20 protein-coding genes and 1 pseudogene are annotated in these 23184 nt (G+C 62.0%); 15 read left to right on the forward strand and 6 right to left on the reverse strand.

Annotated features, from left to right (window positions below):
* Positions 1-123: 123 nt before the first annotated feature.
* Positions 124-1080 carry a GlxA family transcriptional regulator gene (locus PFU01S_RS01930; protein WP_027913553.1) on the forward strand — a complete coding sequence of 319 codons (957 nt, stop codon included), beginning with the start codon at positions 124-126 and terminating at the stop codon, positions 1078-1080.
* An 88-nt stretch (positions 1081-1168) separates the two neighbouring features.
* Here PFU01S_RS01930 and PFU01S_RS01935 read toward each other — a convergent pair whose 3' ends face one another.
* The gene (locus PFU01S_RS01935; RefSeq protein ID WP_027913554.1) at positions 1169-1570 is read right to left on the reverse strand and encodes a lysozyme inhibitor LprI family protein; all 402 of its coding nucleotides are present in this window, start codon (positions 1568-1570) and stop codon (positions 1169-1171) included.
* A 285-nt stretch (positions 1571-1855) separates the two neighbouring features.
* Here PFU01S_RS01935 and PFU01S_RS01940 point away from each other — a divergent pair, with 285 nt between their 5' ends.
* From PFU01S_RS01940 to PFU01S_RS22825, 7 genes are all read left to right on the forward strand, one after another.
* Entirely contained in the window at positions 1856-2833 is a 978-nt protein-coding gene (locus PFU01S_RS01940) for a dipeptidase (RefSeq protein WP_023532386.1), read from the forward strand.
* 76 nt (positions 2834-2909) lie between these two features.
* Complete coding sequence (locus tag PFU01S_RS01945) at positions 2910-3440, forward strand: DUF5943 domain-containing protein (RefSeq protein WP_023532428.1); 531 nt, start codon at positions 2910-2912, stop codon at positions 3438-3440.
* A 15-nt stretch (positions 3441-3455) separates the two neighbouring features.
* Complete coding sequence (dgcA, locus tag PFU01S_RS01950; RefSeq protein ID WP_027913555.1) at positions 3456-5516, forward strand: dimethylglycine demethylation protein DgcA; 2061 nt, start codon at positions 3456-3458, stop codon at positions 5514-5516.
* Positions 5517-5722: 206 nt separating this feature from the next.
* Positions 5723-7678: a dimethylglycine demethylation protein DgcB gene (dgcB, locus tag PFU01S_RS01955; protein WP_027913556.1), complete on the forward strand. Its 1956-nt coding sequence runs from the start codon at positions 5723-5725 to the stop codon at positions 7676-7678.
* The gene (etfA, locus tag PFU01S_RS01960; RefSeq protein WP_027913557.1) at positions 7678-8910 is read left to right on the forward strand and encodes an electron transfer flavoprotein subunit alpha; all 1233 of its coding nucleotides are present in this window, start codon (positions 7678-7680) and stop codon (positions 8908-8910) included. The genes dgcB and etfA overlap by 1 nt, the downstream gene beginning before the upstream one ends.
* Positions 8911-8920: 10 nt before the next feature.
* The gene (gene etfB, locus PFU01S_RS01965; RefSeq protein WP_027913558.1) at positions 8921-9691 is read left to right on the forward strand and encodes an electron transfer flavoprotein subunit beta; all 771 of its coding nucleotides are present in this window, start codon (positions 8921-8923) and stop codon (positions 9689-9691) included.
* Positions 9692-9891: 200 nt separating this feature from the next.
* Positions 9892-10686 (forward strand): RHS repeat-associated core domain-containing protein, encoded by a 795-nt coding sequence (locus PFU01S_RS22825; protein ID WP_028686662.1) that lies wholly within the window; start codon positions 9892-9894, stop codon positions 10684-10686.
* A 54-nt stretch (positions 10687-10740) separates the two neighbouring features.
* On the opposite strand, the gene gbca is transcribed toward PFU01S_RS22825, so the two are convergent.
* On the reverse strand, positions 10741-12033 hold the full coding sequence (gbca, locus tag PFU01S_RS01970; RefSeq protein ID WP_028686661.1) for a glycine betaine monooxygenase oxygenase subunit: 1293 nt from the start codon (positions 12031-12033) through the stop codon (positions 10741-10743).
* A gap of 294 nt (positions 12034-12327) precedes the next feature.
* Between gbca and gbcB the strand changes: the two genes are divergently transcribed.
* From gbcB to PFU01S_RS01985, 3 genes are all read left to right on the forward strand, one after another.
* A complete protein-coding gene (gene gbcB / locus PFU01S_RS01975; RefSeq protein WP_028686660.1) occupies positions 12328-13428 on the forward strand; it encodes a glycine betaine monooxygenase reductase subunit in 1101 nt (366 codons plus the stop codon).
* A gap of 202 nt (positions 13429-13630) precedes the next feature.
* Positions 13631-13861, forward strand: a complete 231-nt coding sequence (locus PFU01S_RS01980; RefSeq protein ID WP_027913561.1) for a hypothetical protein — start codon at positions 13631-13633, stop codon at positions 13859-13861.
* Positions 13858-14160, forward strand: a complete 303-nt coding sequence (locus tag PFU01S_RS01985; RefSeq protein WP_027913562.1) for a cell division protein ZapA — start codon at positions 13858-13860, stop codon at positions 14158-14160. Before PFU01S_RS01980 ends, PFU01S_RS01985 begins: the two co-directional genes overlap by 4 nt.
* Positions 14161-14339: 179 nt before the next feature.
* Here the strand turns inward: PFU01S_RS01985 and PFU01S_RS01990 are convergent, their stop codons facing one another.
* The 4 genes and pseudogenes from PFU01S_RS01990 to PFU01S_RS02000 all read right to left on the reverse strand — a co-directional run bounded on the left by PFU01S_RS01990 (position 14340) and on the right by PFU01S_RS02000 (position 16885).
* Positions 14340-14675, reverse strand: coding sequence for a hypothetical protein (locus PFU01S_RS01990; RefSeq protein ID WP_027913563.1), 336 nt, complete (start codon positions 14673-14675; stop codon positions 14340-14342).
* 87 nt (positions 14676-14762) lie between these two features.
* Positions 14763-14903 (reverse strand): annotated as a pseudogene (locus tag PFU01S_RS22035) (threonine aldolase); the annotation flags it as partial.
* A gap of 118 nt (positions 14904-15021) precedes the next feature.
* Positions 15022-15759, reverse strand: coding sequence for a hypothetical protein (locus PFU01S_RS01995; RefSeq protein WP_125921859.1), 738 nt, complete (start codon positions 15757-15759; stop codon positions 15022-15024).
* 85 nt (positions 15760-15844) lie between these two features.
* Positions 15845-16885 (reverse strand): threonine aldolase family protein, encoded by a 1041-nt coding sequence (locus tag PFU01S_RS02000; RefSeq protein WP_028686658.1) that lies wholly within the window; start codon positions 16883-16885, stop codon positions 15845-15847.
* Positions 16886-17268: 383 nt separating this feature from the next.
* Here PFU01S_RS02000 and PFU01S_RS02005 point away from each other — a divergent pair, with 383 nt between their 5' ends.
* Genes PFU01S_RS02005 through PFU01S_RS02020 form a run of 4 tightly spaced genes read left to right on the forward strand, consistent with a single transcriptional unit; the run spans position 17269 to position 23152 of the window.
* Entirely contained in the window at positions 17269-18522 is a 1254-nt protein-coding gene (locus PFU01S_RS02005) for a serine hydroxymethyltransferase (RefSeq protein ID WP_023532571.1), read from the forward strand.
* 15 nt (positions 18523-18537) lie between these two features.
* Positions 18538-19788, forward strand: a complete 1251-nt coding sequence (locus PFU01S_RS02010; RefSeq protein ID WP_027913566.1) for a sarcosine oxidase subunit beta family protein — start codon at positions 18538-18540, stop codon at positions 19786-19788.
* Between the two features lie 14 nt (positions 19789-19802).
* Entirely contained in the window at positions 19803-20138 is a 336-nt protein-coding gene (locus PFU01S_RS02015; RefSeq protein WP_027913567.1) for a sarcosine oxidase subunit delta, read from the forward strand.
* Positions 20135-23152, forward strand: a complete 3018-nt coding sequence (locus PFU01S_RS02020; protein ID WP_028686657.1) for a sarcosine oxidase subunit alpha — start codon at positions 20135-20137, stop codon at positions 23150-23152. Before PFU01S_RS02015 ends, PFU01S_RS02020 begins: the two co-directional genes overlap by 4 nt.
* Positions 23153-23184: the final 32 nt, after the last annotated feature.

Consider the following 23184-nt stretch of genomic DNA (forward strand, 5'->3'; position numbering starts at 1 on the left):
TACAGATTGTTATGGTGGCGGTCTCTGCGGACCGTGTGAACACGCTACGCTGGTGGCACTATTGAAAATCGCACGCCGGCGACCAACATTTGCACGCAGGCGACCTGTTCTCTGGAGCACGCCATGGCGCAGATCATCCACTTCCTGTTATTGCCCGGTTTCTCGGCCATGGGGTTCATCAGTGCCCTGGAGCCCCTGCGCGTGGCCAATAGGTTCAAAGCCCAGGCGTACCACTGGCAGGTGTTGAGCCTGGATGGGAGCGCCGTGAACGCCAGCAATGGCATGTCGGTCAATGCCGACGCAGCGCTGGGTGCGCAAACGCCCTGCGGTACGTTGCTGATCGTGGCAGGCTTCGAACCCCTGCGCTGCTACGCCCCCAAGCTCCAGCAAAGCCTGCGACGCCTGGCTCACGAGGGTGGCATGCTAGGCGGGATCGATACGGGTGCTGTGGTGCTGGCCGAGGCAGGCTTGCTCGATGGCCATCGTGCGACCGTACACTGGGAGGCGCTGGATGCGTTCAGGGAAAACTACCCCAGCCTGCAGGCCACCCAGGAGCTGTTCGAAATTGACCGGCAACGCATTACCTGTGCGGGCGGCACCGCTTCAATCGACTTGATGCTCGATCTGATTGCCCAGGCCCATGGCGCCGAGCTCGCCGTGCAGGTTTCCGAGCAGTTCGTGTTGAGCCGTATTCGACCGCGCCAAGATCATCAACGCATGCAGATCGCTGCACGCTATGGCATCAGCAACCGCAAGCTGGTGCAGGTGATCGGTGAGATGGAAAAGCACACCGAACACCCCCTTGGCACAACGGAACTGGCCGCGCGCGCGATGATCACCCGTCGCCAGATGGAGCGCCTGTTCAGGTTGCACCTCAACGACACCCCCAGCGGCTTTTACCTCGGCCTGCGCCTGGACAAGGCTTGCCAGTTGTTGCGCCAAACCCAGATGACGATCACCCAGGTCAGCGTGGCATGCGGTTTTGAACTGCCGTCGTACTTCACCCGACGTTACAAGCGCCGCTTCGGGCGCTGCCCGCGCGAGGAGCGAAGGGTCGTGAAGCCGTCACCGCCGAATTAGCCCTGCAAAATGTCGTTGCCCACACGTTGGAGCTTGAGGTTGGTGCGATGAATAAGCCGCAAACTTTTCCTGACCAGGCAGTCTCGCGCTACTGTTGCAGAATCGATTGCAGGTACTCGGACCGGTCATCGGTGCGTTGCGCCACGCAGGTGTCCCAGGCGGCCTGGTAAGCTTTGCCGTTGGTCGGCAGGGTGAGGGTTTCCACCTTGCAATCGGCATCGCGAAGCTGCGTCCACAGCCCCTGAGCCTGCTTCAAGCGCTCGATCATTGTTGCTGCAACGCTGCCTTTGTCGTCGAACGCGTCATGAACGCGCTGGAGAAGTTCGTCATAGGCCGATTTCAGCTCCCGTTCGGAGGCTTGCTTGTTAAACGCTGCGCAGGCGTGGGCTTGCGCCTCGGTCTCGACGTTGTCGCACGGGGTATTTTCTTCCTCACCGGCCTGGGCTGCCGCCACCACGGCCAGCAGTACCATCCCTGCCATCGCTTTCATTCGTTGTTTCCTCCACCGGCTGACGAATCCTGACGATTCTCGCGTACTCTCGGCGCGTACGGTATCACCTGGGCAGATTGTTCATCAAAGGGCCCTCGATGGTCGTTATCGAGACTGTGTCTCATCGCCGCAGGCCGCGCCAGAGGGCGGCTTGTCGCGCATTGACGCTTTCGGCAAACCCCCTGTCGTTTTTGCATCGGGGCGCCTCGGGGCACAGGCATATGCTGGCCCCAAAGCGCCGGCACAAGGTTTGGCGCCAGCCCATTCAATAAAAGGGGACGCCTGATGAGCCCAGCCGAATTACACGCCGACAGCATCGTCATCGATGGCCTGATCATCGCCAAGTGGAACCGCGAGCTGTTCGAAGATATGCGCAAAGGAGGCCTTACCGCCGCCAACTGCACCGTGTCGGTTTGGGAAGGTTTCAAGGCAACCGTCGACCAGATCGCTGCAAGCCAGAAACTGATCCGCGAGAACAGCGACCTGGTGATGCCCGTGCGCACCACGGCCGACATTCGCAAGGCCAAGGAACTGGGCAAGACCGGTATCCTCTTCGGCTTCCAGAACGCCCATGCCTTCGAAGACCAGATCGGTTATGTGGAGGTGTTCAAGCAGTTGGGCGTGGGCATCGTGCAGATGTGTTACAACACCCAGAACCTGGTAGGCACCGGCTGCTACGAGCGTGACGGCGGCCTGTCGGGCTTTGGTCGCGAAATCGTTGCCGAAATGAATCGCGTCGGCATCATGTGCGACTTGTCCCACGTCGGCTCCAAAACCTCCGAGGAAGTCATCCTCGAATCGAAAAAGCCGGTGTGCTACTCCCACTGCCTGCCATCGGGCCTTAAAGAGCACCCGCGCAACAAGTCCGATGAAGAACTGAAGTTCATCGCCGACCACGGTGGTTTCGTTGGCGTGACCATGTTTGCACCGTTCCTGGCCAAGGGTATCGACTCGACCATCGACGACTATGCCGAGGCCATCGAGTACACCATGAACATCGTAGGTGAAGATGCCATCGGCATCGGTACCGACTTCACCCAGGGTCACGGCAAGGAATTCTTCGAATACCTCACCCACGACAAGGGCTACGCCCGTCGCCTGACCAACTTCGGCAAGATCATCAACCCGCTGGGCATTCGCACCGTGGGCGAGTTCCCCAACCTCACCGAAACCTTGCTCAAGCGTGGCCACTCCGAGCGCGTGGTTCGCAAGATCATGGGCGAGAACTGGGTCAACGTATTGAAAGACGTCTGGGGCGAATAAGCCGCTCTCAAGCTTCGAGCCCCTGCCAGCAACGCCGGGGCTACCCAATAAAAATTTTTTCTGGAGTTGAGTTTCCATGGCCAAGATCGCCCCGCAATTGCCAATCGAAGTCGACAGCGAGACCGGTGTCTGGACCAGCGACGCCTTGCCGATGCTGTACGTGCCACGCCATTTCTTCGTCAACAACCACATGGGCATCGAAGAAGTCCTGGGCGCCGACAAGTACGCCGACATTCTCTACAAGGCGGGCTACAAGTCGGCGTGGCACTGGTGCGAGAAAGAAGCCGAGTGCCATGGCCTGGAAGGGGTCGCGGTCTTCGAGCACTACATGAAGCGCCTGAGCCAGCGTGGCTGGGGGCTGTTCGAGATCCAGGACATCGACCTGGACAAGGGCACGTGCAGCGTCAAGCTCAAGCACTCGGCCTTCGTCTACGTCTATGGCAAGTGCGGCCGCAAGGTCGACTACATGTTCACTGGCTGGTTCGCCGGTGCCATGGACCAGATTCTCGCTGCCCGCGGCAGCTCGATCCGCACCGTTGCCGAGCAGGTGTACGGTGGGTCGGAAGAAGGCCACGAAGATGGCCTGTTCGTAACGAAGCCGTTGTAAGCCGGAGATAGCGTCATGGCATTCGAAGCAATGTTCCAGCCGATCCAGATCGGCAAACTGACCGTCCGCAACCGCGTGCTCAGCACCGCGCACGCCGAGGTCTACGCCACTGACGGCGGCATGACGACCGACCGCTATGTGAAGTATTACGAAGAAAAGGCCAAGGGCGGCATCGGCCTGGCCATCTGCGGCGGCTCGTCCGTGGTGGCCATCGACAGCCCGCAGGAATGGTGGTCGTCGGTCAACCTGTCCACCGACCGTATCATTCCGCACTTCCAGAACCTGGCCGACGCCATGCACAAGCATGGCGCCAAGATCATGATTCAGATTACCCACATGGGGCGTCGCTCGCGCTGGGATGGTTTCAACTGGCCGACCCTGATGTCGCCCTCGGGCATCCGCGAACCGGTGCACCGTGCCACCTGCAAGACCATCGAGGTGGAAGAGATCTGGCGTGTGATCGGCAACTACGCGCAGGCAGCCCGCCGCGCCAAGGAAGGTGGCCTCGATGGCGTCGAGCTGTCGGCGGTGCACCAGCACATGATCGACCAGTTCTGGAGCCCGCGCGTCAACAAGCGTACCGACGAGTGGGGCGGCAGCTTCGAAGGCCGCATGAAGTTCGGCCTGGAAGTGCTCAAGGCCGTGCGTGCCGAAGTGGGCGACGACTTCTGCGTGGGCATGCGGATCTGCGGCGACGAGTTCCACCCCGATGGCCTCAGCCACGAAGACATGAAGCAGATCGCTGCCTATTACGATGGCACCGGCATGCTCGACTTCATCGGGGTAGTGGGCTCGGGTTGCGATACCCACAACACCCTGGCCAACGTCATCCCGAACATGAGCTACCCGCCAGAGCCGTTCCTGCACCTGGCAGCGGGCATCAAGGAAGTGGTCAAGGTCCCGGTCCTGCACGCGCAGAACATCAAGGACCCGAACCAGGCCACCCGGATTCTCGAAGGTGGTTATGTGGACATGGTCGGCATGACCCGTGCACACATGGCCGACCCCCACCTGATCGCCAAGATCAAGATGGGCCAGATCGACCAGATCAAGCAGTGCGTCGGCGCCAACTACTGCATCGACCGCCAGTACCAAGGCCTGGACGTGCTGTGCATCCAGAACGCCGCGACCTCGCGTGAGTACATGGGTGTGCCGCACATCATCGAGAAGACCACCGGCGCCAAGCGCAAGGTCGTCATCGTCGGTGCCGGCCCTGCAGGCATGGAGGCGGCGCGCGTGGCCGCCGAGCGTGGCCACGATGTGACCCTGTTCGAAAAACGCGACCAGATCGGCGGTCAGATCACCATCGCGGCCAAGGCGCCGCAACGTGACCAGATCGCTGGTATTACCCGCTGGTACCAATTGGAGTTGGCCCGCCTGAAGGTGGACCTGCGCCTGGGGACCGCGGCCGATGTAGACACCATTCAGGATCTGCGCCCGGACATCATCGTGCTGGCTGTGGGCGGGCATTCGTTCCTGGAGCAGAACGAACACTGGGGTGCGGCCGAAGGGCTGGTGGTCAGCAGCTGGGACGTGCTCGATGGCAAGGTCGCGCCGGGCAAGAACGTGCTGGTGTACGACACCATCTGCGAGTTCACCGGCATGTCGGTGGCCGACTTCATCGCCGACAAGGGTAGCCAGGTCGAGATCGTCACCGACGACATCAAGCCGGGTGTCGCCATGGGCGGCACTACGTTCCCGACCTACTACCGCAGCATGTACCCCAAGGAAGTGATCATGACCGGGGACATGATGCTGGAGAAAGTCTACCGCGAGGGCGACAAGCTGGTCGCTGTGTTGGAGAACGAGTACACCGGCGCCAAGGAAGAGCGGGTGGTCGATCAGGTGGTGGTGGAGAACGGTGTGCGTCCGGACGAGCAGCTGTACTACGCCCTCAAGGACGGTTCGCGCAACAAGGGCCAGATCGACGTGGAGGCGCTGTTCGCCATCAAGCCACAGCCGATCTTGAGCCAGCCAGGCGAAGGCTACCTGCTGTACCGCATCGGCGACTGTGTGGCCCAGCGTAACGTGCATGCGGCGATCTACGATGCCTTGCGTCTGTGCAAGGACTTCTGATCGCACCGCCTTTCTGAAAGCGGGACTGGCCCCCCTGTAGGAGCGGCCTTGTGCCACGAAAGGGTCGCGAAGCGGCCCCAGCATTTGATCAGTACCACGGATGCTGGGGCCGCTTCATAGCCCTTTCGCAGCACCAGGCCGCTCCCGCAGGGGCCCGCGCTGGCCTTCGGGGTGGCGCAAGAATCTAGCTGTTGTGGGAGCTTCCCATGTTGAACACCCTTCTACCCATCCTGCTGTTCGCCGCGCTCGGGCTTGCCGTGCTCGGTGCGCTGCGCCGTGTGAACATGTGGCGCCGAGGCCGACCCTCCAAGGTGGACCTGATCGGCGGTCTGCTGGCCATGCCGCGCCGCTACCTGGTGGACCTGCACCACGTGGTCGAGCGCGACAAGTACATGTCCAATACCCACGTGGCCACCGCTGGCGGCTTCGTGCTGTCGGCGCTGCTGGCGATCCTGGTGCATGGTTTCGGCCTGCAGAGCAAGATCTTGGGCTACGCCTTGCTGCTGGCCACGGTGATCATGTTCACCGGCGCCATCTTCGTCTTCAAGCGCCGCCTGAACCCGCCTTCGCGCCTGTCCAAGGGCCCTTGGATGCGCCTGCCCAAGAGCCTGCTGGTATTTGCTGCCAGCTTCTTCATCGCCACCTTGCCCGTGGCCGGTATTCTGCCGGCCAACACGGGCGGCTGGGTGATGGTCGGGATTCTGGGCCTGGGCGTGCTGTGGGGCGTGTCGGAGCTTTTCTTCGGCATGACCTGGGGCGGGCCCATGAAGCACGCCTTCGCCGGTGCCCTGCACCTGGCCTGGCACCGGCGCGCCGAGCGTTTCGGTGGCGGGCGCTCCACTGGCCTCAAGCCGCTGGACCTGGAAGACCCCCGTGCGCCGCTTGGCGTTGAAAAGCCAGTGGACTTCACCTGGAACCAACTGCTGGGCTTTGACGCCTGCGTGCAGTGCGGCAAGTGCGAGGCCATGTGCCCGGCCTTTGCCGCCGGACAGCCGTTGAACCCGAAAAAACTCATTCAGGACATGGTCATCGGCCTGGCGGGCGGCACCGATGCCAAGTTCGCTGGCAGCCCCTATCCTGGCAAGCCGTTGGGTGAGCACGGCGGCCACCCCCACCAGCCTATCGTCAATGGGCTGGTCGATGCCGAGACACTGTGGTCCTGCACCACCTGCCGCGCGTGTGTGGAAGAGTGCCCGATGATGATCGAGCATGTCGATGCCATCGTCGACATGCGCCGTCACCTGACGCTTGAAAAAGGCGCCACCCCGAACAAGGGCGCCGAGGTGCTGGACAACCTGATCGCCACCGACAACCCGGGCGGTTTCGCCCCGGGCGGGCGCATGAACTGGGCGGCTGACCTCAACCTCAAACTGCTGGCGGACGTCAAACGTACCGACGTGCTGTTCTGGGTGGGTGATGGCGCCTTCGACATGCGCAACCAGCGCACCCTGCGCGCGTTCGTCAAGGTGCTCAAGGCCTCTGGCGTCGATTTCGCCGTGCTTGGCCTGGAGGAGCGCGACAGTGGTGACGTGGCGCGCCGTCTGGGTGATGAAGCCACGTTCCAGCAATTGGCCAAGCGCAACATTCAGACCCTGGCCAAATACACGTTCCAACGCATCGTTACCTGCGACCCGCACAGCTTCCATGTGCTCAAGAATGAATACGGTGCGCTGGGTGGCAACTACCAGGTGCAGCACCACAGCACCTACATTGCCGAGCTGATCGGTGCCAACAAGCTCAACCTGGGGCAGCACAAGGGCGGCAGCGTCACCTACCACGACCCGTGCTACCTGGGCCGCTACAACGGCGAGTACGAGGCGCCTCGCGAGGTGCTTCGCGCATTGGGCATCGAAGTTCGCGAAATGGAGCGCTCGGGCTTTCGCTCACGCTGCTGTGGCGGTGGCGGCGGTGCGCCGATCACCGACATCCCGGGCAAACAGCGTATTCCCGACATGCGCATGGACGACATCCGCACCACCGAAGCCGAAGTGGTCGCCGTGGGCTGCCCGCAGTGCACGGCCATGCTCGAAGGGGTGGTAGAGCCACGGCCGCTGATCAAGGATTTGGCCGAACTGGTGGCCGATGTGCTGATCGAGGAAGAGGCCCAGCCAGCGGCTGCCAAACCTGCGAAATCCAAACGTGAACCTGCGGAGGTGCATTGATGAGCGACATCATCCGCCGCGACCCTCGCGCCGAGTGGATCGCCCGTAACCGTCTGCATCCGCTGCATGCGGCCATGCAGACGCAACAAACCAGCTGGATGGGGCCCAACGGCCTCATGCGCAAGAACCCCCATGCCAGTGCGGCTGGCTTCATCGGCCCCAACGGCCTCAAGCGTATCGACCGCTCGGGGGCCCAGCAGGGCACCAGCGGTGGCGCACGGCGTAGCGCTGCGGCCGAAGTGCAGTTGCCGCTGCACCAGGTGGCAGAGCCTGCGTTCTACATTGCCGTGGTACCGGACATGATCGGCGGGCGCCTGGGTAGCCACGACCGCGACCTGCTGGGCCTGGCCCATGGGTTGGCGGGCAGCGACGGCGCGGTACTGGCCATCGTGTTCGGCGAGCACAAGGAAACCAACTTTGCCGCCGCAGGCGTGGACCGCTTGCTGGTCATCGAAGGCGAGGCGTACCAAGGGTATGCACCGGAGCAGTTGGTGCAGGGCCTGCGCGCTGTCGATAACCAGTTCGCCCCGCGTCACTGGCTGCTGCCAGACAGCCGTTCCGGCGGTGGCGAGCTCGGCCGACGCCTCGGTGCTGCGCTGGGTGAGCGACCGGCAACGCGTGTCTGGCAGGTCAAGGACGGCCAGTGCATCGGCCGCGCCGGTGCGGGGCAGCAAGACATGCAACGCGTGCTGCCACGCCTGATCCTGGCTGCGGCCGAATGTGCAGAGCCTGTGAGCGAAACCCGTCACGAGGCCTTGCCGGTCGAGCTGTCCGGCAGTGTGGCGCGCAGTATCTCGCGCATCGAGGACCTGGGCTCGGTGGCCGTCGACCCGGCCAAGATCGCCATGGCCGAAGCCGAGTTCATTGTATCCGGTGGCAACGGTGTCAAGGACTGGGCCCTGTTTCACAAGGCGACCACCGCATTGGGCGCGACCCAAGGTGCATCGCGGGTGGCGGTGGACGATGGCCACATGCCGCGTGATCGCCAAGTCGGCGCTACGGGGACGTGGGTAACGGCTCGTGTGTACATGGCGGTGGGTATCTCTGGCGCTATCCAGCACCTGCAGGGCATCGGTGCCTGCGACAAGGTGGTGGCGATCAACATGGACCCCGGTTGCGACATGATCAAACGCGCCGACCTGTCGGTGATTGGCGACAGCGCGGCGATTCTTCAGGCACTGATCGACGCTGTGGAGCAGTTCCGCAACGGCGCCCAGCGTGACGCGGCATAAGGGCACGAGCATGAGTACGAAAGTCATCAGCCTGGTTTCGATCGGTGCGCACCCAAGCTCCGGTCGCGCGCGGCGCGCCGAGCAGGACTCACGGGCGGTCGAGTTGGGTCTGCAACTGGCCGGCGAGGACCTGCAAGTCGTGCATGCAGGGGATCCCCGTGAGGAGGCTTTGCGCGGTTACCTGGGCATGGGCCTGGAACACCTTGATGTGCTCGAGCAACCCGCCGGCGCCGATGTGCTGGGGGTGCTGGGCGATTACCTGCGCGGTGCCGGTGCGCAACTGGTGCTTACCGGCAGCCAGGCCGAGACGGGGGAGGGGTCGGGCATGCTGCCGTTCCTGCTCGCTGAAAAACTGGGCTGGCCGCTGGTGGTGGGGCTGGCCGAGGTGGAATCCATCGAGAACGGTACTGCCCAAGTGTTGCAGGCGTTACCGCGCGGTCAGCGCCGGCGTTTGAAGGTACGCCTGCCCATGGTGGCGACGGTGGATAACGCCGCGCCCAAGCCGCGTCAAAGTGCCTTCGGACCAGCGCGCCGTGGTGTGCTAGCGGCGCAGGACGTACAGGTGGTGGACGATGAACTGCTGGGCGAAGAGGCCCTGCAACCGGCCCGCCCACGGCCCAAACGGCTGAAGGTTATCAAGGCCAAAAGCGGCGCCGACCGCATGAAGGCCGCCACGGCCAAGGCCAGCGGGGGCGGGGGCAAAGTGTTGAAGGACGTCACGCCGCAGGAAGGTGCCGAGGCCATTGTGAAACTATTGGTGGAGGAAGGCGTACTGCGCTGATGGGCATGCCTGGCGACTGAACCCGCCAGGCATCCCGCGCAGCGGCTGGCATCGGCTGTGCCGGTGATCGCGGGCAAGCCCGCTTCCACCGGGGAGCACAGCGGGTGACGCGCGCCGTGCAAGACCTGTCATTTTTGCCAGTACCCCCAGCGCTGCATGCCCGTCTATCCTGCACGCATGCCACGCGAGTTCGGGGAATCATGCCGATCTTTCTCTACAGCGCCAACCGACGACATCCCGTATCAGACACCGGGCGCCAAGGTCATCGGGCTTATTCGCCCTATGGCACTGGGAACGAGCTCTCGGAGCCAAGCCTTGCCTTTTGTGGAGAGTTGCGCGATCCGCTGACGTTCAGCTACCCGCTGGGGAATGGACACCGGCACTACAAGCCATCGCTCATGCGCTTCCATTCACCCGACATATTGAGCCCATTCGGTAACGGCGGCTTGAATGCCTATGCCTACTGCGTGGGTGATCCAGTCAACCACAGCGACCCTACTGGGCAAAAGCCAGAGGAATATGTGCTGCCAGTCCTGAGCATCTTCACCAACCTCATGGGCGTCTTTATCAGCGGCCTACGTTTCAGGTCTTTCCATAAACGGATCAATTCGGCTTCCCAAACTGCCGTGGAAGCTCTTCAACCGCTGATACCCAAGCCAACGCGGGCTGATTGGGTGTTATCGAGTATCAGCGCCCTATCGGGTACGGCGGGGTTGACCATTGGGGTGACCAGAGCGGTCGACCCGGACAGCAAATGGCAAACCTGGGCGCTTGCAGCGCTGACGATAGTGTCGCTGGGCACCTCTACCTATGAAGCGTGGAGGCTGGCTCAAGCGAAACCGTGGCGACTAAACGTGCCCGAACTCGTTAACCTGCCGTTGGCCGAGCGATCGGTGAGTGCCCCTGACAGGGCTTCAGGGAGACGCAGGCACTCTGCAGACCCTGGCACCTCGGAAAGGATGCGGACTCAGGCTGCAACTATAAGATCTACTTAATGCCGGCTTGAAGAAAGGATAGCGACAGTTGCCGCTATCCCGGCTTCTAGCCAGTTACTGCGCCTGCACTTCCTTCAGATACGGCGCAGGCTCCGCCCCCAGGTTGTTCAGCAAGCGCCCGCTGTACCAGTCGATGAAGTTCACCACCCCAAACTCATACGTCTTGGAGTAAGGACCAGGCTGGTACGCCGTGGAGTTGATGCCACGTTGGTTCTCTTCGGCCAGGCGGCGGTCCTGGTCGTTGGTGGCGTCCCATACCTTGCGCATGTTTTCTGGGTTGTAGTCCACGCCTTCGACGGCATCCTTGTGCACCAGCCACTTGGTGGTGACCATGGTTTCCTGGGCACTGATCGGCCACACGGTGAACACGATCATGTGATCGCCCATGCAGTGGTTCCAGGAGTGCGGCAGGTGCAGGATGCGCATCGAGCCCAGGTCCGGGTTCTTGATGCGGCCCATCAACTTCTTGCAGGCCTGCTTGCCATCCATGGTCATCGAAACCGTGCCCTTGAGCAGCGGCATGCGTACGATACGGTTACGCAGGCCATGGCTCTTGTGCAGGTACGGGATCTTCTCGGCCTCCCAGGCGGCAGCAGAGGCGGCCACGTGGTCCTTGAATTCCTGGCTGGCGCGCGGGTCGTTGGTGTCGTCCCACTCCAGCAGGGTCTGCAACAGTTCCGGGTGCGAGCCATTGCAGTGGTAGCACTCGCGGTTGTTCTCCAGCACCAGCTTCCAGTTGGCCTTTTCCATCAAGGTGGTCTGCACCGCCACCTTGGCGTTTTCCATGTCGTACGGTTCCATGTAGTGGTCCAGGGTGGCCAGGAACTCGTCGATGGCTGGCGGGTTTTCCGCCAGGCTGATGAAGATGTAACCGCCAGCGACCTTCACGTTCACAGGCTTCAGGCCGTACTGGTTCATGTCGAAGTCAGCGCCCATCTCGGTGCCGGCGAACAGCAGGCGGCCGTCCAGCTCGTAGGTCCACTGGTGGTAAGGGCACACCAGCTTGGCCACCTTGCCTTTTTCGCTGACGCACAGGCGCGAGCCGCGGTGACGGCAGACGTTGTGAAACGCATGCACCTTGCCCTCGGTGCCGCGCACGACAATGATCGGGTTCTTGCCGATCTGCAGCGTGAGGTAATTGCCTTTCGCCGGGATCTCGCAGGTCATGCCAGCGATCAGCCACTCCTTGTGGAAAATCTCCTGCATGTCGATCTGGAACAGACGCTCGTCGGTGTAGAAAGGCTGGGGCAGCGAGTAGGTGCGCTCGCGGTTTTGCAGCATCTCGGCGGTCGCCTTGCGTGCAGGTTCAAGTGGATCGCCCAGGCTCAGGGTTGCGGTGACGTCCATCGTGTATTCCTCGGGGCCGTGCGCGGCCGGCAAAAGGTGGCTAATCGTTGTTGTGGTGCCGCAAGGCTGTTAACCATGAACAGCGTGTTGTTTTGCGGTGGAGTGTGCGTGCGAAGGCGGCGTGAACCGTATCCATGGGCGACATGGCCGATTTGAATTACGACGCCGCAACCCTTGTCGTGCGGGGCTGGTCGCGATAAGTACGCCGATGTCGCTGGCAGGAATGTTCAAGGTCGCAAGCTTGAGCATCATCCGAGCCATAAAAAGGCCAACTGTCGGCTGCTGGAGATGAACATGTCCGAAACCTTCCTCAATCCGGTCACTACCCAGACCTGGGCCAACGGCCGCCACATCGTGCGCTGCGTCAAGGTCATCCAGGAGACCTGGGACGTGCGCACCTTCTGCTTCATGGCAGACCAGCCGATCATGTTCTTCTTCAAGCCTGGGCAATTCGTGACCCTGGAGCTGGAAATCGAAGGCAAGCCGGTCATGCGTTCCTACACCATATCCAGCTCGCCTTCGGTGCCCTACAGCTTCTCCATCACAGTCAAGCGCGTACCCGGCGGGCTGGTGTCCAACTTCCTGCATGACACCATGCACGAAGGTGCCGAGCTGCCGGTGCACGGACCTGTGGGGCTGTTCAACGCCATCGACTTCCCCGGCGCCAAGGTGCTGTACCTGTCTGGCGGCGTGGGCATCACACCGGTCATGTCGATGGCCCGCTGGTTCTATGACACCAACGCCAATGTCGACATGGTGTTCGTACACAGCGCCCGTTCACCCAAGGACATCATCTACCATCGCGAACTGGAGCAGATGGCGTCCCGCGTGCCCAATTTCGGCCTGCACATCATCTGCGAGAAGCATGGCCTGGGCGAACCCTGGGCGGGCTACCGTGGCTACCTGAACCAGCGGCTGATGGAGCTGATTGCGCCGGACTACATGGAACGCGTGGTGTTCTGCTGCGGCCCGACCCCCTATATGACGGCGGTCAAGCGCATGCTCGAAGCGGTCGGCTTCGACATGAGCAATTACCACGAGGAGTCGTTCGGGGCGACGCCAGCCGAAGCCAAGGCCGATGCAGTGGAACATGCCGAAGCGGCCGCCGATGCGCCGGAAGTGGACGCAGCCGACCTCAACCTGGTCGAGTTCATCGGCAGTGACAAAAGCATTCGCATCGCGCCGGGCGAAACCGTGCACGCAGCGGCGGCGAAAGTCGGGCTGATGATCCCTAAAGCCTGCGGCATGGGGATCTGCGGTACCTGCAAGGTGTTGAAGCTGGGCGGCGAAGTGGAGATGGAACACAACGGCGGCATCACCGAGGAAGACGAGGCCGAAGGCTACATCCTGTCATGTTGCAGCGTACCGAAAGGGGATGTGCGCATCGATTATTGAATCCAGGGCACAGCTTGGATCTGTCGGGGGCTGCGGTGCAGCCCCACGTCTTTGACTGACCGATGGTTGACTCAGGTCGGAACAAGAGGGGGGTTACCCTGTCAATGTGCGGGGCACAACCCTTGTGAATCCGATATTTAATGGCGATGGGCAACGGTTTTCTTTATCGTGTGCGCCCCTCGCAACAACCTGAGATAGACCCATGCTTGAAGCTTCCCTGAATCAACTCGAGCAACTGGTCAGCGACCTGATGCAAAAGAACGCTCAACTCACCGAGCAAAACAACGTCCTCGGCCAGCAACTGGCCCAGGCAAACGAAGAGAACGAAACCCTGCAGCTGTCGTTGATGGAGCAGGAAGAAAAGAACGGCGCCACCGCCGCCCGTATCCAGGCGTTGGTCGATCGTGCCAGCGCGGGTGTCGTCAACGCATGAGCCTGCAAGCGCAGCCGGTCAATGTCGTGTCGATCCTGGGCAACGACTATTCGATCAAGGCGCCCGAAGGCCAGGAAGAGACCTTGGCCCACGCGGTGCGTATGTTGAACACTGCCCTGGCCGAGACCAAGCGTTCGTATCCGACCCTGATCGGCGACAAGCTGCTGGTACTGGCAGCCTTGAACCTGTGCTCAAAGCAGGTCGAACTGCAGAAGGAACATCAGCGGACCCTTGCCCGGACCCAGGCACAGATCGACGCCACGGTGGATGCGATCGTTCGGACCATCGCCGAGCAGTGACAGGCCGTTGGCCAAGCTACGTGGGAGCGGCTAACCCCGCCCCCACGCTTCACGTTTTCTCAAGTCATTGAATGACTGAAGGTGTAGGTGGTCCTGCTTGCAAAGCAATGGCTTCACTGGCAACCACACCAAGCGCCCTGCTTTCGCTCAGTCCGGAGCAGGAGGCGGCATCTGGATTATCAAGTCTTAAGACTCAGCACGTCGAACAGGTCGTAATGAACTTCCTGGACAGTCCAACCCGAATCAGACTTGGTGTACTGTGTTTCCACACGTTTTTTTTCGTACACCTCGCCTGAACTCACCAGGCCTTCACGCACGGTGAAAAGTATATCGGGATCGAGTACTTCCACCCGCTCTGCGATGTCACTGTTATAGATGACGTGAACGGTAAGGTTCCCCGGGGTGTCGCGGGTCCACACCTTCTCCGTGACGACCTGGCCATTGATCCGGTCGCCAACCTTGATGCACTTGGCAACATCAGCTTCGCTGAGCACTGCCTGATTTTTTTCGTTCATCGCGTTTCTCCATGTCACAAGAGTGGTTACCCGGCCAGGTGTAAGCAGCCTATCGTCCTGTCCGGCAGAGAGAAACTGGCAGAAGTATCAGGTGCCAGCGATGGCCTGGATGTCTGCCGCCAGCTCACGCACACGTTCTTGCTCGGTGTCCCAGGAACACATGAGCCGCGCATCGCCGCTGCCGATGAAGGTGTAGAAGCGCCAGCCTTTGCCGGATGACGCGTTCACTTCACCAGCGGCCCACGGCCGCTGGTGCAGCAGTCACCTAGCGCCGCGTGCTCAATCGGGGTTTACAACGCCCTGCACTTTGCCCGGGCCCAGGAGCATCAACGGTTTCGAGTCGTCTCTAATGAGTTCCCCCTCCGATAAGCGACCAACGATCAGGCTCACGTAACCACTGCCCTTTGCCCAGGCCCAGGAGCATCAACGGTTTCGAGTCGTCTCTAATGAGTTCCCTCTCCGATAAGCGACCAACGATCAGGCTCACGTAACCACTGCCCTCAAACGCCATGAAATCGCCGGGTACACCGAGCGGGCCAGCACTGGTATCGACTGGGTATTCCAGGTGCCGGTCACCGCCAAGGTTCACGATGAACTTACGCGTGCCGTCTGCCAGGTGATACAGCGTCCTGTGATGAACCGTCTCCCACGTGCTTGGCAACATGATCACCGTACCTTTGGGTGCGTACAGGGCCGCCTGGTGTTTCTCGCCGAGCACGAGAGCATCCGTGGGGCATGGCAACGTTTTAAGAGCAGTGGCTTTAGGGTTGTTGGTTACGAGCTTTTGCTCGATATGGTGGTAGCTACCATCGACAATGACTATATCGAGTGGGCCGCTCCAGTCTATGGCTTGCTGGCGGGTAACTTGCGCGGTGTAGAACTGGGTCGAGCCATCGTCGACGTTTTGCGCTTGCACACTAAGAACCGCAGTGTCCGATGCTTCATCCAATTCGATGTAGCGTACCCAGACGCGGTGATTCAAGGCAGGTTCCGGAAAAATGCTGCCGAAGCTAGCTTGCAACAGTTTTTCCGGATCCACTGGTACAGAGCTGTATGGGCGATCAGGTGCGTTCAGAGATTTCATGGCGGATACTCTTAGGACTAGAGGGCCCAAGGTACTCAGGCGGTGCACCACGCCCAACTGGCAAATCTGCTAGTCGCAGTCGATCTTAGGCTGCCACGATTCGGCGTATGGCCGATGCCAGGGCCTCGACCCGTGCCGCCTCGGTATCCCAGGAGCACATGAAGCGAGCGCCGCCATTGCCGATGAACGTGTAGAAGCGCCATCCTTCATCCCGCAACGCAGTCAGTGCAGGCTCGGGAAGTTGCAGAAACACGCCATTGGCCTCTACTGGGAACATCGCCTCGACGCCAGGCAGATCCTGCACCAGCGAGGCCAGCAGCTGCGCACAATGGTTGGCGTGCTGCGCATGCCGCAACCACGCGCCGTCTTCCAGCAAACCGACCCAAGGTGCCGACAGGAAGCGCATCTTCGAAGCCAATTGCCCAGCCTGCTTGCAGCGGTAATCGAAGTCTTCGGCCAGCTCGCGGTTGAAGAACAGAATCGCCTCGCCCACGGCCATGCCGTTCTTGGTGCCGCCAAAACACAGCACATCCACTCCCGCTTTCCAGGTCAGCTCGGCAGGCGAGCAGCCCAGGAAGGCACAGGCATTGGAAAAGCGTGCGCCATCCATGTGCAGGTGCAGGTTCAGCTCCCGGCAGGTCTCGCTGATCGCCTTGAGTTCGTCGGGACGGTAAACAGTGCCGACTTCAGTGGCCTGCGTGAGCGTGACCACCCGCGGTTTCGGGTAGTGGATGTCCAGCCGCTTGAGCGCCACTTCACGGATGCTGTCGGGCGTGAGCTTGCCGCCGACGCTGCGTGCCGTCAGCAGCTTGGACCCGTTGGAAAAGAACTCCGGCGCGCCGCACTCGTCGGTTTCGACATGCGCGGTCTCGGAGCAGATCACGCTGTGGTAACTCTGGCACAGCGAGGCCAGGGCCAGGGAGTTGGCGGCGGTGCCGTTAAAGGCGAAGAACACTTCGCAGTCGGTTTCGAACAAGGCCCGAAAGTATTCCGAGGCGCGCGAAGTCCATTGATCGTCGCCGTAGGCGCGGTCGTGGCCGTGGTTGGCTTTTTCCATCGCAGACCAGGCCTCCGGGCAGATGCCGGAATAGTTGTCGCTGGCGAATTGTTGGCTCTTATCTGTCATGACACTGTCCTGTGAACGACGCAGAACAGCACTCTAAACCATCGATTCAGCGGTTGACTATACAACCCGGATACCCGTGCGTTTTCAGGTCGTGTGTTCAAGGAATCCTCGACATTCGAATGTGGCCAACCTCGCCGAAGCGCCACACGGGTGAGCGTTGCCCTTTGAGCAGACGGGGGCTTGGCTCGGCTGGTTTTCAGGCCTGTGCCTCCCACCGGGCGCCGTACGTGTGGCCAGTGTGATCCGGACGCTGACCAATGTCGTAAACGCGCCATTGCAAGGCGTGCGCAGGCATCTGGCACACCCCGGCCAGCCCTACCATCGCCACAAAGGGTCAGAGTGAACCCTCCGAACAAAAAACGATCGCTGCCGGGAGATACAAGATGTTCAGCAAGCAAGACCAGATCCAGGGTTATGACGATGCACTGCTGGCGGCGATGAGTGCCGAAGAGCAGCGTCAGGAAGACCACATCGAGCTGATCGCCTCGGAGAACTATACGTCCAAGCGCGTGATGCAGGCCCAAGGCAGCGGCCTGACCAACAAATACGCCGAAGGCTACCCAGGCAAGCGCTACTACGGTGGCTGCGAGCACGTCGACAAGGTCGAAGCGCTGGCCATCGAGCGCGCCAAGCAGCTGTTCGGTGCCGACTATGCCAACGTTCAGCCGCACTCCGGCTCCTCGGCCAACAGCGCGGTGTACCTGGCGCTGCTGCAGCCTGGCGACACCATCCTGGGCATGAGCCTGGCCCATGGCGGCCACCTGACCCACGGCGCCAAGGTGTCGTCCTCGGGCAAGCTGTACAACGCCGTGCAGTACGGCATCGACACCGATACCGGCCTGATCGATTACGACGAAGTCGAGCGACTGGCGGTCGAGCACAAGCCTAGAATGATCGTCGCGGGCTTCTCGGCCTACTCCAAGACCCTGGACTTCCCGCGTTTCCGCGCCATCGCCGACAAGGTCGGGGCGCTGTTGTTCGTGGACATGGCCCACGTGGCCGGCTTGGTCGCTGCGGGCCTTTACCCGAATCCGATCCCGTTCGCGGATGTGGTGACCACCACCACCCACAAGACCCTGCGCGGCCCGCGTGGCGGCCTGATCCTGGCCAAGTCGAACGAAGAGATCGAGAAGAAACTCAACGCTGCCGTCTTCCCGGGCGCCCAAGGCGGCCCGCTGATGCACGTGATCGCCGGCAAGGCGGTGTGCTTCAAGGAAGCGCTTGAGCCTGAGTTCAAGAGCTACCAGAAGCAGGTCATCGAAAACGCCCAGGCCATGGCCCAGGTGTTCATTGATCGCGGTTATGACGTGGTCTCCGGTGGCACCGACAACCACTTGTTCCTGGTCAGCCTGATTCGCCAGGGCCTGACGGGCAAAGATGCCGACGCTGCCCTGGGCCGCGCGCACATCACCGTCAACAAGAACGCCGTCCCCAACGACCCGCAATCGCCCTTCGTGACCTCGGGCCTGCGCATCGGCACCCCGGCGGTGACCACCCGCGGCTTCAAGGTCGCCCAATGCGTGGCCCTGGCCGGCTGGATCTGTGACGTGCTCGACAACCTCGGTGACGCTGACGTCGAAGCCGATGTGGCCAGCAATGTCGCGGCGCTGTGCGCAGATTTCCCTGTTTACCGCTGAGTGGAGTCCCACACCATGCAACGTTACTCGGGCTTCGGCCTTCTCAAGCACTCCCTCAGCCACCACGAGAACTGGCAGCGCATGTGGCGTACGCCGACACCGAAGAAGGTGTACGACGTGGTCATCGTCGGCGGTGGTGGCCACGGCCTGGCCACGGCCTACTACCTGGCCAAGGAACACGGCATCACCAATGTCGCGGTGATCGAGAAAGGTTACCTGGGCGGCGGCAACACCGCCCGTAACACCACCATCGTGCGCTCCAACTACCTGTGGGACGAGTCGGCCCACCTGTATGAGCACGCCATGAAGCTGTGGGAGGGCCTGTCCCAGGACCTCAACTACAACGTCATGTTCTCCCAGCGCGGCGTGTACAACCTGTGCCACACCCTGCAGGACATGCGTGACTCCGAACGCCGGGTCAGCGCCAACCGCCTCAATGGGGTCGATGGCGAACTGCTCAATACCGCCCAGGTCGCGGCCGAGATTCCGTACCTGGACTGCTCCAAGAACACCCGTTACCCGATCCTGGGTGCCACCGTGCAGCGCCGTGGCGGCGTCGCCCGCCACGACGCCGTGGCCTGGGGCTACGCCCGTGCCGCCGACGCCCTGGGCGTGGACTTGATCCAGCAGACCGAAGTGACGGGTTTCCGCAAGGAAAACGGCGCGGTCATCGGCGTGGAAACCAACAAGGGCTTCATCGGCGCCAAGCGCGTGGGCGTGGTCACGGCAGGTAACTCCGGTCATATGGCCAAGCTGGCCGGCTTCCGCCTGCCGCTCGAATCGCACCCATTGCAGGCACTGGTTTCCGAACCGATCAAGCCCATCATCGACAGCGTCATCATGTCCAACGCCGTGCACGGCTACATCAGCCAGTCGGACAAGGGCGACCTGGTGATCGGTGCGGGTATCGACAGCTGGATCGGCTACGGCCAGCGTGGTTCGTACCCAGTGATCGAGCACACCTTGCAGGCCATCGTCGAGATGTTCCCCAACCTCTCGCGTGTGCGCATGAACCGCCAATGGGGCGGCATCGTCGACACCTCGCCGGACGCCTGCCCGATCATCACCAAGACCCCGGTCAAGAACATGTTCTTCAACTGCGGTTGGGGTACTGGCGGCTTCAAGGCGACCCCAGGTTCGGGCAACGTCTTCGCCGCGAGCCTGGCCAAGGGCGAGATGCACCCCCTGGCCGCGCCGTTCTCCATGGACCGCTTCTACAACGGCGCCCTGATCGACGAACACGGCGCTGCCGCCGTCGCCCACTAACCGGAGACACCGTCATGTTGCATATTTTCTGTCCCCACTGCGGCGAGCTGCGCTCCGAAGAAGAGTTCCACGCCTCTGGCCAGGCGCACATCGCCCGTCCGCTGGACCCCAACGCCTGCTCCGACCAGGAGTGGGGCACGTACATGTTCTACCGTGACAACCCGCGCGGTATTCACCACGAACTGTGGGACCACGTTGCCGGCTGCCGTCAGTATTTCAACGTCACCCGTAACACCGAAACCTACGAGATCCTGGAAACCTACAAGATTGGCGAGAAGCCGCAAGTCAGCGCCCGTGAACACACACCGGCGCGCTCGGCTGCTGTAAACGAACGGGGAGTCAACGTATGAGCCAGACCTATCGCCTCGCCAGCGGCGGCCGTATCGACCGCAGCAAGGTGTTGAACTTCACCTTCAACGGCAAGACTTACCAGGGCTATGCCGGCGACAGCCTGGCGGCGGCTTTGCTGGCCAACGGCGTCGACATCGTTGGCCGCAGCTTCAAGTACTCGCGTCCGCGCGGCATCATCGCCGCAGGCACCGAGGAGCCGAACGCCATCTTGCAGATCGGCTCCAGCGAAGCCACCCAGATCCCCAACGTGCGCGCTACCCAGCAAGCCCTGTATTCGGGCCTGGTCGCCACCAGCACCAATGGCTGGCCGAACGTCAACAATGACGTCATGGGTATCCTGGGCAAGGTAGGCGGCAGCATGATGCCGCCGGGCTTCTACTACAAAACCTTCATGTACCCCAAGTCGTTCTGGATGACGTACGAGAAGTACATCCGCAAGGCAGCCGGCCTTGGCCGCGCGCCGCTGCAAAATGATCCGGACAGCTACGACTACATGAACCAGCACTGCGACGTGCTGATCGTCGGTGCAGGGCCTGCTGGCCTGGCGGCGGCCCTCGCGGCTGCGCGCAGCGGTGCTCGCGTGATCCTGGCCGACGAGCAGGAAGAATTCGGTGGCAGCCTGCTGGACACCCGTGAAACCCTCGACGGCAAGCCGGCCGCTGAATGGGTCAGTGGCGTCATCAAGGAGCTCGAAGGCCTGCCGGAAGTGACCTTGCTGCCACGCGCCACGGTCAACGGCTACCACGACCATAACTTCCTGACCATCCATGAGCGCCTCACCGACCACCTGGGCGACCGTGCTCCGCTCGGCCAGGTTCGCCACCGCGTGCACCGTGTACGGGCCAAGCGTGTGGTGCTGGCCACCGGCGCCCACGAGCGCCCGCTGGTGTACGGCAACAACGACGTGCCAGGCAACATGCTGGCCGGCGCCGTTTCGACCTATGTTCGCCGCTACGGCGTAGCGCCTGGCCGCAAGCTGGTGCTGTCGACCAACAACGACCATGCCTACCGTACCGCGCTGGATTGGCACGATGCAGGTTTGCAGGTGGTGGCCATCGCCGATGCCCGCCACAACCCACGGGGCTCGCTGGTCGAAGAAGCGCGTGCCAAGGGTATTCGTATCCTCACCTCCAGTGCTGTCATCGAAGCCAAGGGCAGCAAGCACGTCACGGGTGCTCGGGTGGCCGCCATCGATGTGCAGGCCCACAAGGTCACCAGCCCTGGCGAAACCCTCGAGTGCGACCTGATCGCCACCTCCGGGGGCTATAGCCCTGTGGTTCACCTGGCTTCGCACCTGGGCGGCCGTCCGGTATGGCGTGAAGACATTCTGGGCTTCGTGCCGGGCAATGCCCCGCAAAAGCGTGAGTGCGTTGGCGGCATCAACGGTGTCTATCCGTTGGGCGATGCCATTGCCGACGGCTTCGAAGGCGGCGTGCGTGCAGCCACCGAAGCAGGCTTCAAGGCGACCGTAGGCACCTTGCCGAAAACCGTCTCGCGCAAGGAAGACGCCACCCTGGCGCTGTTCCAGGTGCCACACGACAAGGGCACCGCACGTGCGCCTAAACAGTTCGTCGATCAGCAGAACGACGTGACGGCCGCTGCCATCGAGCTGGCTACCCGTGAAGGCTTCGAGTCGGTCGAGCACGTCAAACGCTACACCGCATTGGGCTTCGGTACCGACCAGGGCAAACTGGGCAACATCAACGGCCTGGCCATTGCGGCGCGTTCGATGGGCATCACCATTCCGGAAATGGGCACCACCATGTTCCGCCCCAACTACACGCCGGTGACATTCGGCGCGGTGGCGGGTCGTCACTGTGGGCACCTGTTCGAGCCCGTGCGCTTCACGGCCCTGCATGCCTGGCACGTGAAGAATGGCGCCGAGTTCGAAGACGTTGGTCAGTGGAAGCGCCCGTGGTACTTCCCCAAAGCCGGTGAAGACATCCACGCCGCCGTTGCCCGCGAATGCAAGGCGGTGCGTGACAGCGTCGGCTTCCTGGACGCCTCCACCCTGGGCAAGATCGATATCCAGGGCCCGGATTCGCGTGAGTTCCTCAACCGCGTGTACACCAACGCCTGGACCAAGCTCGATGTGGGCAAGGCGCGCTATGGTCTGATGTGCAAGGAAGACGGCATGGTGTTCGACGACGGCGTAACCGCCTGCGTCGGCGACAACCACTTCATTATGACCACCACCACTGGCGGCGCGGCGCGCGTGTTGCAATGGCTGGAGCTGTACCACCAGACCGAGTGGCCAGACCTGAAGGTGTATTTCACCTCGGTGACCGACCACTGGGCGACCATGACCTTGTCCGGGCCGAACAGCCGCAAGCTGCTCAGCGAGCTGACCGACATCGACATGGACAAGGAAGCCTTCCCGTTCATGACCTGGAAGGAAGGCAACGTCGGTGGTGTGCCAGCCCGTGTGTTCCGTATCTCGTTCACCGGTGAGCTGTCGTATGAAATCAACGTGCAAGCCAACTACGCCATGGGCGTGCTGGAGCAGATCGTCGAGGCAGGCAAGAAGTACAACCTGACCCCGTACGGCACCGAGACCATGCACGTGCTGCGTGCCGAGAAGGGCTTCATCATCGTCGGCCAGGACACGGACGGCTCGATGACGCCGGACGACCTGAACATGAGCTGGTGCGTGGGGCGCAACAAGCCGTATTCGTGGATTGGCCTGCGCGGCATGAACCGTGAGGACTGCGTGCGTGAAAACCGCAAGCAGCTGGTTGGCCTGAAACCGATCGACCCGAACCAGTGGCTGCCCGAAGGCGCTCAGCTGGTGTTCGATCCGAAGCAGCCCATCCCGATGGACATGGTTGGCCACGTCACCTCCAGCTACGCCGCCAACTCCCTGGGCTATTCGTTCGCCATGGGTGTGGTCAAGGGCGGCCTCAAGCGCATGGGCGAGCGTGTCTACTCGCCTCAGGCCGATGGCAGCGTGATCGAGGCGGAAATCGTGTCTTCGGTGTTCTTCGATCCGAAGGGTGAGCGGCAGAACGTTTGACTCCGGGCCCCTGGGGAGCAGGCCAGGCCGGG

The sequence above is a fragment of the Pseudomonas fulva NBRC 16637 = DSM 17717 genome, assembly GCF_000730565.1.
Classification (GTDB): Bacteria; Pseudomonadota; Gammaproteobacteria; order Pseudomonadales; family Pseudomonadaceae; genus Aquipseudomonas; species Aquipseudomonas fulva.

Coding starts and splice junctions, on each gene's coding strand:
- PFU01S_RS02010 (WP_027913566.1), top strand. CDS start 18,538: ATGCAACGTTACTCGGGCTTCGGCCTTCTCAAGCACTCCCTCAGCCAC.
- PFU01S_RS01985 (WP_027913562.1), top strand. CDS start 13,858: ATGAGCCTGCAAGCGCAGCCGGTCAATGTCGTGTCGATCCTGGGCAAC.
- PFU01S_RS01995 (WP_125921859.1), bottom strand. CDS start 15,759: ATGAAATCTCTGAACGCACCTGATCGCCCATACAGCTCTGTACCAGTG.
- dgcB (WP_027913556.1), top strand. CDS start 5,723: ATGTTGAACACCCTTCTACCCATCCTGCTGTTCGCCGCGCTCGGGCTT.
- gbca (WP_028686661.1), bottom strand. CDS start 12,033: ATGGACGTCACCGCAACCCTGAGCCTGGGCGATCCACTTGAACCTGCA.
- etfB (WP_027913558.1), top strand. CDS start 8,921: ATGAGTACGAAAGTCATCAGCCTGGTTTCGATCGGTGCGCACCCAAGC.
- PFU01S_RS01980 (WP_027913561.1), top strand. CDS start 13,631: ATGCTTGAAGCTTCCCTGAATCAACTCGAGCAACTGGTCAGCGACCTG.
- PFU01S_RS01940 (WP_023532386.1), top strand. CDS start 1,856: ATGAGCCCAGCCGAATTACACGCCGACAGCATCGTCATCGATGGCCTG.
- PFU01S_RS02000 (WP_028686658.1), bottom strand. CDS start 16,885: ATGACAGATAAGAGCCAACAATTCGCCAGCGACAACTATTCCGGCATC.
- PFU01S_RS02015 (WP_027913567.1), top strand. CDS start 19,803: ATGTTGCATATTTTCTGTCCCCACTGCGGCGAGCTGCGCTCCGAAGAA.
- PFU01S_RS01935 (WP_027913554.1), bottom strand. CDS start 1,570: ATGAAAGCGATGGCAGGGATGGTACTGCTGGCCGTGGTGGCGGCAGCC.
- PFU01S_RS02005 (WP_023532571.1), top strand. CDS start 17,269: ATGTTCAGCAAGCAAGACCAGATCCAGGGTTATGACGATGCACTGCTG.
- PFU01S_RS02020 (WP_028686657.1), top strand. CDS start 20,135: ATGAGCCAGACCTATCGCCTCGCCAGCGGCGGCCGTATCGACCGCAGC.
- PFU01S_RS22825 (WP_028686662.1), top strand. CDS start 9,892: ATGCCGATCTTTCTCTACAGCGCCAACCGACGACATCCCGTATCAGAC.
- PFU01S_RS01990 (WP_027913563.1), bottom strand. CDS start 14,675: ATGAACGAAAAAAATCAGGCAGTGCTCAGCGAAGCTGATGTTGCCAAG.
- etfA (WP_027913557.1), top strand. CDS start 7,678: ATGAGCGACATCATCCGCCGCGACCCTCGCGCCGAGTGGATCGCCCGT.
- PFU01S_RS01930 (WP_027913553.1), top strand. CDS start 124: ATGGCGCAGATCATCCACTTCCTGTTATTGCCCGGTTTCTCGGCCATG.
- dgcA (WP_027913555.1), top strand. CDS start 3,456: ATGGCATTCGAAGCAATGTTCCAGCCGATCCAGATCGGCAAACTGACC.
- gbcB (WP_028686660.1), top strand. CDS start 12,328: ATGTCCGAAACCTTCCTCAATCCGGTCACTACCCAGACCTGGGCCAAC.
- PFU01S_RS01945 (WP_023532428.1), top strand. CDS start 2,910: ATGGCCAAGATCGCCCCGCAATTGCCAATCGAAGTCGACAGCGAGACC.